Source organism: Agrobacterium sp. (assembly GCF_059499945.1).
In genome coordinates, this window is the sequence record NZ_JCABZP010000014.1 from 19,110 (window position 1) to 31,635 (window position 12,526).

Genomic DNA, 12,526 nt, shown 5'->3' on the forward strand with positions numbered 1-12,526 from the left:
GCTATTCCTTCTACCAGAGCAAAAGGTGTGTGAACGCGTACCGGAATGGAAGACATGATGGTCTTCTGGCTCAACCGTTATCTCCGCCACGGATGTACTGGCGGTATATAACGGACATAAAAGGCGGGGGTGACCCCGCTTTTTCTTTTTGGAGAACGCCCGCCCATGGCACCACGTGGCCACTAAGGGCGTTTCCGCCCAAGCGCCTCACCACGTTCTTCCCCTTCACGGCATACCTCATCGGACGAAAACGCGGAGCGAAAGCGTATTCGTGATTCCATTCCCGCTGAAAAGGCTCTAAAGCGGAGTATCTCCCCGCAAAAGCCGCGAAAGCTTTCCCTCCATGTCTGCCGTTGCCGCGAATGTCGCCCCGATTTTCATTCTCATCCTGATCGGTTGGCTCACCGTCAAGGCCGGTCTGTTCAGGGCCGATGCCGGCGATATCCTCAGCGACTTTGTGTTCAAGATTGCTGTGCCGACCTTGATCTTCCGCACGCTTGCCGAAGCGAATTTTCACGGTGCTTCGCCTTTCCGACTGTGGATCACCTATTTCGCCGGCGTAGCCGTCACCTGGACGGTTGGGCATATCGTCACCCGTTATGTCTTCAAGCAGGATGTCCGCATCGCCGTCATTGCCGGCATTTCCTCGGCCTTTGCGAACAATATCTTCATCGGCCTACCGCTGGTCGGGCGGTCCGTGGGGGATGAGGGGCTGGTCGCTCTCTCCATCCTGCTCGCCATCCATCTGCCTGTGATGATGATCGCCGGCACGATCCTGATGGAAAATGCTACTCATAAGGCGGTCGGCGGTGAAAAGCGCAGCATGGCTGCGGTGTTCAAGCAGGTAGGCCGCAATCTCATTACCAATCCGCTGGTGATTGGGCTTGTCATCGGGCTTTCGACCAATGTTTCCGGTGTAGCGCTGACGCCCATTCTGAAAACCGTGGTTGATCAGATCGCGTCCATGGCGGGGCCGGCGGCGCTTATTTCGCTCGGCATGGCGCTGACCAAATACACCATCCGCGGCAATATGGGCATTGCCGTCACCATGACGGTGTTCAAGCTGCTGCTGCTGCCCGCCTGCGTTTGGGCAATGGGTCATGCGCTCGGTCTTAGCCGGGAATGGACCGCGGCGCTCGTGCTTACCTCGTCGGTGCCGACTGGGGTGAATGCCTGGCTTATCGCCAACCGCTTCGGCATCGGCCACAGCGTTGCCGCCTCCACCATCAGCATTTCCACAGCGACCGGTGTTCTTTCCGTGTCGCTATGGGCATGGCTGTTGAGCTGATTATTCTGCTGCGTTGATTACTTCTGGGCGCTCAGAATCTTGAAGCGGGCGTTGCGGCACACTTCAGTGCTGGTGCGAAACTCAGCCGCGAGCACTGGCTCGTAGGGCATGCCGCGATTGGCGACCATCAGCAGCTTGCCGCCGCTGCGTAGTGCGCCGGCGGCAGCCTTGATGAAGGCCTGACCGAGGGCAGGTTCTGCTGCCTGTCCCGCCGCATGGAAAGGCGGGTTCATGATGATAAGGTCGTATTTTTCCTTCGGCGGCTCGTTTGCCAGATCCTGCCAGAAGAAACGCGCCGTCAGTCGCGGATTGTTTTCGAGAAGATTGGTCTTTGCAAATTCCAGCGCGTTCCAGTCTGCTTCAAACAGATCGATACGGGCCGTGCGCGGCGATTTCTCGGCCAGCATGACTGAGAGATAACCCCAGCCCGCGCCGAAATCGGCGGCGTTGCCGTCAAAATCGGTCGGCAGGCGCGATGCGAGCAGTTCTGAGCCATCATCCACGCGGTCATGCGAGAACATGCCGGGCAGGGCGGTGAAACGGCCTTCCACCGTCGCCGGTTTCTGGGCGAGTTTCGACACGGCAGATGCAATATCGTCCGGACGTTTGAACCAGAGGGCGACGCCGTGATATTTCGGTGTCGATTCCGCCTCGATGCCAAGCTTCGCCAGCGTCTTGCGCAGTGTCACGATACCGTCTTCCTTCGATCCGGCCGCGACGATCAGGCCGCCGGCCTTCACGCGCGAAAGTGCTTCGGCGACGCGGTTTTCGTTTTCGCCACGGTGCTTGCCGCACAGCAAAAGCGCCGCATCGTAGTCCTCGCCCGAAACATCCGGGGTGACTTCTGCGCCCTGAGCCTGCAAGGCCCGGTAGAGCGGCCGGAGATGTTGAACCGCGACGATCTCGGCGTCGAAACCATCAAGGCGCGGACCGGCCTCAGCTCCCAGAAACAGAACGCGCTCGCCCTCTTTCGGCATAGGAAGCATTTCCGAGGCAAAGGGGTGGAAAAGGGTTTTCACAGCGTCACGGCTCATGGGAGCATCCTCAAGGTAGAATAGAAAAAAGGCGCGGGCAAAACCCGCGCCTCGATAGGGTCTGGCGGCGCTGCCTTATTCGGCAGCGGCTTCGCCGTCTTCCTTCTTCTTGTCGGCAGCGATTTCCTGGCCGGTGGCCTGGTCGACAACCTTCATGGACAGGCGAACCTTGCCACGCTCGTCGAAGCCCATCAGCTTGACCCAGACCTTGTCGCCTTCCTTGACGACGTCGGAGGTCTTGGCGACACGCTCGGAAGCGAGCTGCGAGATGTGAACGAGGCCGTCACGGGCGCCGAAGAAGTTGACGAAAGCGCCGAAGTCAGCGGTCTTGACAACAGTGCCTTCGTAGATCTGGCCGACTTCCGGTTCCGCAACGATCGAGTGGATCCACTTGCGGGCCGCTTCGATTTCCTTGCCGGAAGAAGAGGCGATCTTGACGGTGCCGTCGTCTTCGATGTTGATCTTCGCGCCGGTCTTTTCGACGATTTCGCGAATGACCTTGCCGCCGGAACCGATGACTTCACGGATCTTGTCGACCGGAATGTTCATCACTTCGATGCGCGGTGCGAATTCGCCGAGCTGGCCGCGGCTTTCGGTGATGGCGTTGGCCATTTCACCGAGGATGTGCTTGCGGCCACCCTGTGCCTGCTCCAGAGCGATCTTCATGATCTCTTCGGTGATACCGGCGATCTTGATGTCCATCTGCAGCGAGGTGATGCCGTCGGCGGTGCCGGCGACCTTGAAGTCCATGTCGCCGAGGTGATCTTCGTCACCCAGGATGTCGGAGAGGACCGCAAAGCGCTCGCCCTCGAGGATCAGGCCCATGGCGATACCGGCAACCGGCTTTGCCAGCGGAACGCCGGCGTCCATCAGTGCAAGCGAGGTGCCGCAGACCGTTGCCATCGACGAGGAGCCGTTGGACTCGGTGATTTCGGAAACGACGCGCAGCGTATAGGGGAACTGTTCCGCAGTCGGCAGCATCGGACGGATAGCGCGCCATGCGAGCTTGCCGTGACCGATTTCGCGACGGCCCGGGGAGCCCATGCGACCTGTTTCACCGACCGAGTAGGGCGGGAAGTTGTAATGCAGCAGGAAGCGTTCCTTGTACATGCCGGTGAGGCTATCGACATACTGTTCGTCTTCGCCGGTGCCGAGCGTCGCAACGACGATCGCCTGGGTTTCACCGCGGGTGAACAGCGCCGAACCGTGGGTACGCGGCAGCAGGCCGACTTCCGAAACGATCGGACGAACGGTCGACAGGTCGCGGCCGTCGATGCGGCTCTTGGTGTCGAGAACGTTCCAGCGAACGATCTTCGCCTGAAGGTGCTTGAAGACAGCGCCGATTTCTTCCGGCGTGTACTTCGCTTCGCCTTCTTCCGGCAGGAAGTGCGCCTTGACCTTCGCCTTCACGGCGTCGACGGCGGCGTAACGCGCAGCCTTTTCAGTGATCTTGTAGGCGTCGCGCAGTTCGGCTTCGGCGAGCGCCAGCATTTCGTTTTCGAGCGCGGAGAAGTCTTCCGGTTCGAATTCGCGTGGTTCCTTGGCGGCAACTTCGGCGAGCTTGATGATCGCGTCGATAACCGGCTGGAAGCCGCGATGACCGAACATGACGGCGCCGAGCATGATTTCTTCGTTGAGTTCCTTGGCCTCGGACTCAACCATCAAAACAGCGTCCTGCGTACCGGCAACGACGAGGTCGAGAACAGACTCGTCCATTTCGTCCAGATGCGGGTTAAGAACATACTCACCGTTGATGTAGCCAACGCGCGCGCCGCCAACCGGGCCCATGAAGGGAACGCCAGAGAGCGTAAGCGCTGCGGAAGCCGCAACCATCGACAGAACGTCCGGGTTGTTTTCCAGATCGTGCTGGATGACGGTGACGACAACCTGCGTGTCGTTCTTGTAGCCTTCCGGGAAGAGCGGGCGGATCGGACGGTCGATCAGGCGGGAAACGAGAGTTTCGTTTTCGCTCGGACGGCCTTCGCGCTTGAAGTAGCCGCCGGGGATCTTGCCGGCCGCGTAGGTCTTTTCCTGGTAGTTGACGGTCAGCGGGAAGAAGTCCTGGCCGGGCTTCGGAGACTTTGCGGAAACCACTGTCGCGAGAACCATCGTCTCGCCGTAGGTTGCGATGACGGCGCCGTCAGCCTGACGGGCAACCTTGCCGGTCTCGAGCTTCAGCGGGCGGCCTGCCCATTCGATTTCCACGGAGTGTTGATTGAACATATCTTGTCCTTGGTTGTGGCTGCCGCTCCAGCATCGTGCCGGCGGTGGCAACGCGGTGACTCAATCACGGGCAAGACAGCGGGAGGCTTTCGACAAGCAAGCATCCGGCAATCCTGCCCCATGACAGGTCTGCGGTTGAAAAGGCGACACCGGCCCATCCGGGTCTACCTTATCGTCCGGGGGCCACATCTGCGGCAAACGCCCGGAAATTCATATAGCCTTTGAAAGGCCGGATATAAAAACCGGCGGGCATCGTTGCGAAACCCGCCGGAGAAGTTATTAGCGGCGAATGCCGAGAGCACCGATCAGCTTGCTGTAACGGGCTTCGTCCTTCTTCTTCAGATAGTCGAGAAGCGAACGACGGCTCGAAACCAGCGTCAGAAGGCCACGACGGGAGTGGTTGTCCTTCTTGTGGTCCTTGAAGTGACCGGTCAGGTTGTTGATCCGCTCGGTCAGGATAGCGACCTGAACTTCCGGAGAACCGGTGTCACCTTCCTTCGTGGCATATTCCTTGATGAGGGCGGCTTTGCGCTCTGCAGTAATCGACATCGGACGATCCTTTCTGTTTTAAGGAAAAATGGGACGCCTTGAGCCGGGATGTCGTCCAGCTCAGGCCATTCAGCAGCATAGGCAAAGCCCAAGCTGGCGCTGCCTATAAACTATTCCGGGTGCGATGGAAAGAGGCGATTGATTCCTGCCCGCGCTGCCCGGCTCAGCCGAAAACCCGCTTCGGCCGGAACTCGCCTTCACCGATCTCGCCGATAGCGACAAGCTTGCCATGCGCGGTGGCATAGGCTTCCGGATGGTTGGCCGGTGCATCACGCCCGCGAAGCAGGATGGGGTTGCCCATCTTCAGCCGGTGCGCCTGGTCGTCGTTGATGATGAGGCGGGGAAGGGCGGAAAGCGCCTCGGCCGTATCGATCAGGAAGGCGTCCAGCGCCTCCAGCCGTTCGTCGCGGTCCTCCACGGCCTCCAGTGCCGTCAGGGTTTCGAGCGGCACCATCATGTCTTCGCCGAAGGGAGCGACCATGGTGCGGCGCAGTTCCGAAATATGGCCGAAACAGCCGAGATCGCGGCCCATATCGCGCGCCAGCGCCCGCACATAGGTGCCCTTGCCGCATTCCACTTCGAAATGGGCCGTATTGGCGTCCGGGCAGGCAAGCAGCGTCAGGCGATGGATTTCGACCTCGCGTGCGGGGATTTCCACCGTTTCGCCTTCGCGCGCCAGATCATAGGCGCGCTCGCCAGCGATCTTGATGGCCGAAAATTGCGGCGGCGTCTGCAGGATCACGCCGGTATAGTTGGGCAGAATATCGCGGATCGCCTGTTCGTCCGGGCGCTGCTCGGAGGAATCGAGCACCTCGCCTTCCAGATCGTCGGTCGTGCGCTGCTCACCCCAGGTGACGGTAAATTCGTAGATTTTCCGGCCGTCCATGACGTAAGGCACGGTTTTGGTAGCGTCGCCAAGCGCGATCGGCAGCATGCCGGAAGCGAGCGGATCGAGCGTGCCGGCATGGCCCGCCTTCTGGGCATTGAACAGCCACTTGATCTTGGAAACGGCCTCGGTGGAGCCGAAATCGAGCGGTTTGTCGAGGATGAGCCAACCGGAAATCGGGCGGCCCTTGGGTTTGCGGTTCTGCTGTTTGCGTGGTTTGGACATGCTTCAGTTCTGTTCGTCGTCTTTTTCGTTTGAAGGTCCAAGATCGCGCTGCACTTCGGGCGAGCGCAGAAGGGCGTCGATCTTCTGGTAATTGTCGAAACTCGTATCGTCGCGGAAACGCAGTTCCGGCATGTATTTCATCTGCCGCAGCTGCGGGCCGAGGCGGCCGCGCATGAACTTGGCATGGCGGTTGAGCGCCGTGATGATGTCGGTGTGATCGGCAACGCCAAGCGGCGTCACATAGGCGGTCGCGATCTTCAGATCGGGCGACATGCGCACTTCCGAGATGGAAATGACGGTGCCTTCGATCAGATCGTCGCGGACTTCACCGCGCTGGAGAATCTGGGTCAGGGCGGCGCGCACCTGTTCGCCAACACGCAGCATGCGTTGCGAAGGGGCCGATGATGTAGCTTTTGCCATTGGTTATGCCTCAAACGGAGCGAGCGCCGGTAAGCCGGCGCCCGACAGTAAATTCCTGTTTTGCGGCGAGAACGCTTAGAGCGTTCTCGTGATGTGTTCGACGCGGAAGCACTCGATGGTGTCGCCGGCGCGGATGTCTTCGTAGTTTTCGAATGCCATACCGCACTCCTGACCAACAGGCACTTCGTTGACTTCGTCCTTGAAGCGCTTGAGGGTCTTGAGCTTGCCTTCGTGGATAACGACGTTGTCGCGCACCAGACGCACACCCGCACCACGTTCCACCTTGCCCTCGACGACGCGGCAACCCGCGACCTTGCCGACCTTGGTGATGTTAAACACCTCGAGAATTTCGGCATTGCCGAGGAAGGTCTCGCGACGTTCCGGCGAAAGCAGACCTGACATCGCCGCCTTCACGTCATCCACCAGATCGTAGATGATGTTGTAGTAGCGGATTTCGATACCGGCGCGTTCGGACGCCGTACGTGCCTGTGCGTTGGCGCGAACGTTGAAGCCGATGATCGCGGCGTTCGATGCCTCGGCAAGCGAGATATCCGATTCCGTGATGGCACCAGCACCAGAGTGAACGACACGAGCGCGGACTTCGTCTGTGCCGAGCTTGTCGAGCGAAGCGATAATGGCTTCGACCGAACCCTGCACGTCCGCCTTGATGACCAGCGGGAATTCCTTCAATCCCGAAGTCTGCAACTGGCTCATCATCTGTTCCAGCGAACCGCGCTGGCCGGTCTGACGGGCGACAGCCTTGTCGCGGGCCAGACGCTGGCGGTACTCGGAAATCTCGCGGGCGCGGCTTTCGTTTTCGACGACCGCGAAACGGTCACCGGCCGAAGGCGTGCCGGAAAGGCCGAGAATCTCGACCGGCATTGCCGGACCGGCTTCCTTGACGTGTTCGCCCTTGTCGTTGACGAGTGCGCGCACACGGCCCCACTGGTCGCCGGCAACGATGATCTGGCCGGGCTTCAGTGTGCCCTTCTGCACGAGAACGGTCGCAACGGCACCGCGTCCACGGTCCAGCTCGGCCTCGATGACCGTGCCTTCTGCGGTGCGGTTCGGATCCGCCTTCAGATCGAGGATTTCGGCCTGAAGCAGGATCGCCTCGAGCAGCTTGTCGAGGTTGAGCTTGTTCTTGGCCGAAACTTCGACATCAAGAACTTCACCACCCATCGATTCCACGAAAACTTCGTGTTGCAACAGCTGCTGGCGCACCTTTTCCGGGTTTGCCTCGTGCTTGTCGATCTTGTTGATCGCAACGACGATCGGAACACCGGCAGCCTTGGCATGGTTGATGGACTCGATCGTCTGCGGCATCACACTGTCATCAGCGGCGACAACCAGCACTGCAATGTCGGTTGCCTGCGCGCCACGGGCACGCATGGCCGTAAAGGCGGCGTGGCCGGGAGTGTCGATGAAGGTGATCTTCTGACCGTTCTTTTCGACCTGGTAGGCGCCGATATGCTGGGTGATGCCACCGGCTTCGCCAGCGACCACGTTTGCCTGACGAATGGCGTCGAGCAGCGAGGTTTTGCCGTGGTCGACGTGACCCATGATCGTCACGACCGGCGGACGGGAAACCATCTCGCCTGCGTCGTCGGCCTGGTTGAAGATACCTTCTTCAACGTCGGATTCGGAAACGCGCTTGACGGTATGGCCGAATTCGACCGCGATCAGTTCCGCCAGATCGGCGTCGATCACGTCGCCCGGCTTCATCATCTGGCCTTCCTTCATCAGGAACTTGATGACGTCGACGGCGCGTTCGGACATGCGCTGCGACAGTTCCTGAATGGTAATGGTCTCAGGCAGGATCACTTCGCGCATGACCTTTTCACGGGTTTCCTGCATCTGGCTGCGGCGGAATTTTTCCTGGCGGCGGCGCATGGATGCCATGGAACGGCCACGCGGCGTTCCGTCTTCATCCAGATTGGACGAGGTAACGGTCAGCTTGCCGCGACGGCGTTCTTCTTCCGTCTTCAGGCGGGCAGCGGGCTTGGCCGGAACCGGAGCCGCGACCTTGCCGCGAGCCGGAAGGCTGCTACCGCGGCGCGCGCTACGATCGTCCTCGTCGTCACCACCGGTACGACGTCCGCGCGGAGCGACGGCGTCAGGCGTGGCAGGAGCAGAACGGGGAGCGGCGGCTGCAGGCTGAGGACGGGCGTCGGCTCGTGGCGCAGGTGCTGCGGCCGCAGCCGGCGTTTCATCGGCCGGTTCGGATTTTGCTTCAGTGGCAGGCTGGCTTGCAGCCACCTTTGCAGCCGCTGCCTCTTCGACGGCGCGGCGTGCCGCCTCTTCCTTTTCGGCTGCGATGCGCTGTTCTTCCTCGACCTTGCGGCGCGCTTCATCTTCCGCGCGCTGCTTGGCTTCCACCACGTCACGAGCCTGCGCTTCCATCAGCGCGCGGCGACGGGCTTCCATCTCGCCTGCTGAAAGGTCGTGCAGAACATTGCCGCGCGGTCGGTCAGGCTGGCGCTGCTGGGGTGCGGACGAGCCTGGACGCTGCTGCGACTGGGAAGAGCCCGGACGCTGCTGCTGGCCGCTTGGCTGGTGAATACGCTGCTGGGGAGCCTGCGGACGCGGTGCCGAAGGCGCAGGGGCTGCTACCACCGGCCTTGGTGCTGCCGCAACAGGCTGAACCGGCTTCTCGTCTTCGGGACGCAGGGGGCGGCGCTTGCGTGTTTCCACGACAACCGCGTTTGTGCGACCTCGACCCATGTCCTGCCGCACGGTGCCCTGATTCATCCCGCCCGGTTTCAGGGTAAGAGTCTTCTTGGCCGGCGCATTGAGTGTCTTGTCGTCGTTGTTGTCGGTCATTCCGTTCCCGTTCCTTCGGACGAGAACCGGATGACGTTCATCAGGTCTCGTCGTTCAATTGCTGCATCGGAACGCGGCGACCGTTCATGTCGGGCAACCGCGTCATTGTTCTGTCCGGGCAGCGTCGCGTTCCGCCTGAGATCGACCGCCAAGGCGGTACTGCTCAAGCATCGTTGCGCGCTTCACTACACCTTCACCCGCCTGCCCTGCAAGCGCGCAGGCATGGATAAAAGCATTCTGGCCCATCAACTCGTCCATTTCGGCTTCGCTAAAGAGCCGGAAGGACGGAATTTCATTGCCGGCATCGCTGCCGAGCGCCCAGGCCTTGCGGGCCTGGTCCAGTTTTCTCACGCCATCGGCCGCAGCATCGGTCGCGTGGAATACGGCGATCGCGTTCCCGGACCGGACGGCGGCATCGACCTTCGTCGCGCCACTGATGAACTGGCCCGCCTTGCGCGCCATGTTCATCATACCAGCCACATGCTGCGCCATCAGCCGGTCGAGAATAGCAAGAAGCTCGGGTCCGGCCTTGACGTCACGTTTGAGCGCCCGCGCGAAGAGCTTCTTCGCGATGGCCTTCTCGATCAGGGCGCGCTCGGGTGTTACCCAGCAACCGCGCCCCGGCAATTGGCGTTTCAGATCCGGCACGACGCTGCCGTCCGGGCCTGCGACGAAGCGGATCAGCTCATCCGGCGATCCGCTTTGCCGTGTCACAATGCACATACGTCCATTGACGTCGCCTTTGAGCCGCCCGTCGTCATCCGTTTCGGGCAGCTCGTCCGGCTCATGCGCCTGCGATGTCATTCCTGTTCGGCGGTATCCGCCTCCTCGGCAGCTTCCGCATCGGCTTCCTCTTCAGAAGCGAGCTCTTCGGCGGTGATCCAGCCTGCCAGAAGGCGGGCCTGCACCACCATGTTCTCGGCTTCGACGCGCGAAACGTCGAGCTTGGAGAAGATGCCTTCGAACTTCTTCGTCTCGCCGTCCTTGCGCTCGCTCCAGCCGACCAGGTCGTCTGCGGCACAGCCGGCAAAGTCCTCGATGGTCTTGATGCCTTCTTCACCGAGGGCGACCATCATCTGCGAGGTCAGGCCGTCGATCTGGCGCAGTTCGTCGGAAACGCCGAGTTCCTTGCGCTTGGCGTCCATTTCGGCTTCCAGGCGCTCCAGATATTCGCGGGCGCGGGTCTGGATTTCATCGGCGGTGTCTTCGTCGAAGCCGTCGATCGACGAAATTTCGTCGAGATCGACATAGGCCAGTTCTTCAACCTGCGCGAAGCCTTCCGAAGCCAGAACCTGACCGACCATTTCGTCGACATCGAGGGCTTCCATGAAGAGGGCCGTACGCTCGTTGAATTCCTTCTGACGGCGCTCGGATTCTTCCTGCTCGGTCATGATGTCGATATCCCAGCCGGTCAGCTGCGATGCCAGACGCACGTTCTGGCCACGGCGGCCGATGGCGAGCGACAGCTGCTCATCCGGAACAACCACTTCGATGCGCTCGGACTCTTCATCCAGAACGACCTTGGCGACTTCTGCCGGCTGCAGGGCGTTGACGATGAAGGATGCCGGCTCCTGGCTCCACGGAATGATGTCGATCTTTTCGCCCTGGAGTTCGCCGACGACGGCCTGAACGCGCGAACCGCGCATACCGACGCAGGCGCCGACGGGATCGATCGACGAGTCGTTCGAAATGACGGCGATCTTGGCGCGCGAACCGGGGTCACGGGCAACCGACTTGATCTGGATGATGCCGTCGTAGATCTCAGGAACTTCCATGGTGAACAGCTTCACCATGAACTGCGGATGGGTACGCGACAGGAAAATCTGCGGGCCGCGCTGTTCGCGGCGAACGTCGTAAACGTAAGCGCGCACGCGATCGCCGTAACGCATGTTTTCACGCGGGATCATCTCGTCACGACGGATGATGCCTTCGCCACGGCCGAGATCGACGATGACATTGCCATATTCGACGCGCTTGACGGTGCCGTTGACGATTTCGCCGATACGGTCCTTGAATTCGTCATACTGGCGGTCACGCTCGGCTTCGCGCACCTTCTGCACAATCACCTGCTTGGCGGACTGGGCGGCGATACGGCCAAAATCCATCGGCGGCAGCGGGTCGGCGATGAAGTCGCCGAGCTTGGCGTCCGGATTGCGGTCGCGGGCCAACTCAAGCGGGATCTGGGTCGAATAGTCCTCGGCCGCTTCGACAACTTCGAGAAGACGCTGCAGGCGGATTTCGCCGGTCTTGGAGTTGATGTCGGCGCGGATGTTGGTTTCCGAACCATAGCGCGAGCGGGCGGCTTTCTGGATAGCGTCGGCCATTGCGGCAAGCACGATTTCGCGGTCGATGACCTTTTCGCGCGCCACAGCATCGGCGATCTGCAGAAGCTCAAGCCGGTTAGCACTCACTGCCATTTTTCTATCTCCGTAAGTCGCATAATTGCGTTGATCGCCCGTTTTTTCGGGCTTTACGTTGGAATTAGTCTTCGTCTGCTTCGTTTTCGTCGTTCTGGTTTGCGGCGGCGGCCTTGGCGGCCTTGTCTGCCCGCAGCGCATCACGAATAAGGTCGTCCGTCAGAATGAGCTTCGCATCGGAAAGCGCGCTGAACGGAATGATGACTGTCGGCTCTTCGCCGTAGGCGATCTGGTCGCGTTCCAGCTTGAAGCCGTCAGCATTAACCTCAACGATCTTGCCGCGAAACCGCTTGCGGTTCTCGACCAGAATGGAGGTCTCGACCTTCACCAGATGGCCCTGCCAGCGGGTGAAATCCGATTTGCGAACCATCGGCCGGTCGATGCCGGGCGAGGAAACTTCGAGATGATACGCTTTATCGACCGGATCTTCCACATCAAGAACCGGTGAAATCGCCATCGAAATGGCTTCGCAGTCCTGAACGGTCATGGTTCCGTCTTCGCGCTCGGCCATCACTTGCAGCGTCATGCCGTTCTGGTTGGAGAGCCGCACGCGCACCAGAAGATAGCCCATGCCCGTCAGAACAGGTTCGATGATCTCGGCAATGCGCTGGTCGATGCCTGTTTCGGTAATCAGTCGCGGTTCTTGTGCGGTCTCTGCCAT

At 60.6% G+C, this 12,526-nt stretch carries 10 protein-coding genes; 1 reads left to right on the forward strand and 9 read right to left on the reverse strand.

From position 1 onward, the window contains the following. Positions 1 to 343 precede the first annotated feature (343 nt). Positions 344 to 1,288 carry an AEC family transporter gene (locus AC5I5B_RS11820; protein ID WP_003507159.1) on the forward strand — a complete coding sequence of 315 codons (945 nt, stop codon included), beginning with the start codon at positions 344 to 346 and terminating at the stop codon, positions 1,286 to 1,288. A gap of 17 nt (positions 1,289 to 1,305) precedes the next feature. Here the strand turns inward: AC5I5B_RS11820 and AC5I5B_RS11825 are convergent, their stop codons facing one another. From AC5I5B_RS11825 to rimP, 9 genes are all read right to left on the reverse strand, one after another. Beyond that, positions 1,306 to 2,322 (reverse strand): class I SAM-dependent methyltransferase, encoded by a 1,017-nt coding sequence (locus tag AC5I5B_RS11825; protein WP_020812795.1) that lies wholly within the window; start codon positions 2,320 to 2,322, stop codon positions 1,306 to 1,308. A gap of 75 nt (positions 2,323 to 2,397) precedes the next feature. Further along, positions 2,398 to 4,545: a polyribonucleotide nucleotidyltransferase gene (pnp, locus tag AC5I5B_RS11830; RefSeq protein WP_111781444.1), complete on the reverse strand. Its 2,148-nt coding sequence runs from the start codon at positions 4,543 to 4,545 to the stop codon at positions 2,398 to 2,400. A gap of 279 nt (positions 4,546 to 4,824) precedes the next feature. Further along, positions 4,825 to 5,094, reverse strand: coding sequence for a 30S ribosomal protein S15 (rpsO, locus tag AC5I5B_RS11835; protein ID WP_003492949.1), 270 nt, complete (start codon positions 5,092 to 5,094; stop codon positions 4,825 to 4,827). A gap of 163 nt (positions 5,095 to 5,257) precedes the next feature. After that, a complete protein-coding gene (gene truB / locus AC5I5B_RS11840) occupies positions 5,258 to 6,205 on the reverse strand; it encodes a tRNA pseudouridine(55) synthase TruB (RefSeq protein ID WP_003507165.1) in 948 nt (315 codons plus the stop codon). A gap of 3 nt (positions 6,206 to 6,208) precedes the next feature. Further along, positions 6,209 to 6,625 (reverse strand): 30S ribosome-binding factor RbfA, encoded by a 417-nt coding sequence (gene rbfA / locus AC5I5B_RS11845; protein ID WP_003507167.1) that lies wholly within the window; start codon positions 6,623 to 6,625, stop codon positions 6,209 to 6,211. A gap of 75 nt (positions 6,626 to 6,700) precedes the next feature. Continuing rightward, entirely contained in the window at positions 6,701 to 9,448 is a 2,748-nt protein-coding gene (infB, locus tag AC5I5B_RS11850; RefSeq protein WP_111833797.1) for a translation initiation factor IF-2, read from the reverse strand. 102 nt (positions 9,449 to 9,550) lie between these two features. After that, entirely contained in the window at positions 9,551 to 10,252 is a 702-nt protein-coding gene (locus AC5I5B_RS11855; protein WP_003507171.1) for an RNA-binding protein, read from the reverse strand. Then, positions 10,249 to 11,865 (reverse strand): transcription termination factor NusA, encoded by a 1,617-nt coding sequence (nusA, locus tag AC5I5B_RS11860; protein ID WP_003507172.1) that lies wholly within the window; start codon positions 11,863 to 11,865, stop codon positions 10,249 to 10,251. Before nusA ends, AC5I5B_RS11855 begins: the two co-directional genes overlap by 4 nt. 64 nt (positions 11,866 to 11,929) lie before the next feature. Continuing rightward, positions 11,930 to 12,526: a ribosome maturation factor RimP gene (rimP, locus tag AC5I5B_RS11865; protein ID WP_111791706.1), complete on the reverse strand. Its 597-nt coding sequence runs from the start codon at positions 12,524 to 12,526 to the stop codon at positions 11,930 to 11,932.

Bases quoted from the DNA above. Each gene is read 5' to 3' on its own strand.
- AC5I5B_RS11820 (WP_003507159.1), top strand. From the start codon at position 344: ATGTCTGCCGTTGCCGCGAATGTCGCCCCGATTTTCATTCTCATCCTG.
- AC5I5B_RS11825 (WP_020812795.1), bottom strand. From the start codon at position 2,322: ATGAGCCGTGACGCTGTGAAAACCCTTTTCCACCCCTTTGCCTCGGAA.
- pnp (WP_111781444.1), bottom strand. From the start codon at position 4,545: ATGTTCAATCAACACTCCGTGGAAATCGAATGGGCAGGCCGCCCGCTG.
- rpsO (WP_003492949.1), bottom strand. From the start codon at position 5,094: ATGTCGATTACTGCAGAGCGCAAAGCCGCCCTCATCAAGGAATATGCC.
- truB (WP_003507165.1), bottom strand. From the start codon at position 6,205: ATGTCCAAACCACGCAAACAGCAGAACCGCAAACCCAAGGGCCGCCCG.
- rbfA (WP_003507167.1), bottom strand. From the start codon at position 6,625: ATGGCAAAAGCTACATCATCGGCCCCTTCGCAACGCATGCTGCGTGTT.
- infB (WP_111833797.1), bottom strand. From the start codon at position 9,448: ATGACCGACAACAACGACGACAAGACACTCAATGCGCCGGCCAAGAAG.
- AC5I5B_RS11855 (WP_003507171.1), bottom strand. From the start codon at position 10,252: ATGACATCGCAGGCGCATGAGCCGGACGAGCTGCCCGAAACGGATGAC.
- nusA (WP_003507172.1), bottom strand. From the start codon at position 11,865: ATGGCAGTGAGTGCTAACCGGCTTGAGCTTCTGCAGATCGCCGATGCT.
- rimP (WP_111791706.1), bottom strand. From the start codon at position 12,526: ATGGCAGAGACCGCACAAGAACCGCGACTGATTACCGAAACAGGCATC.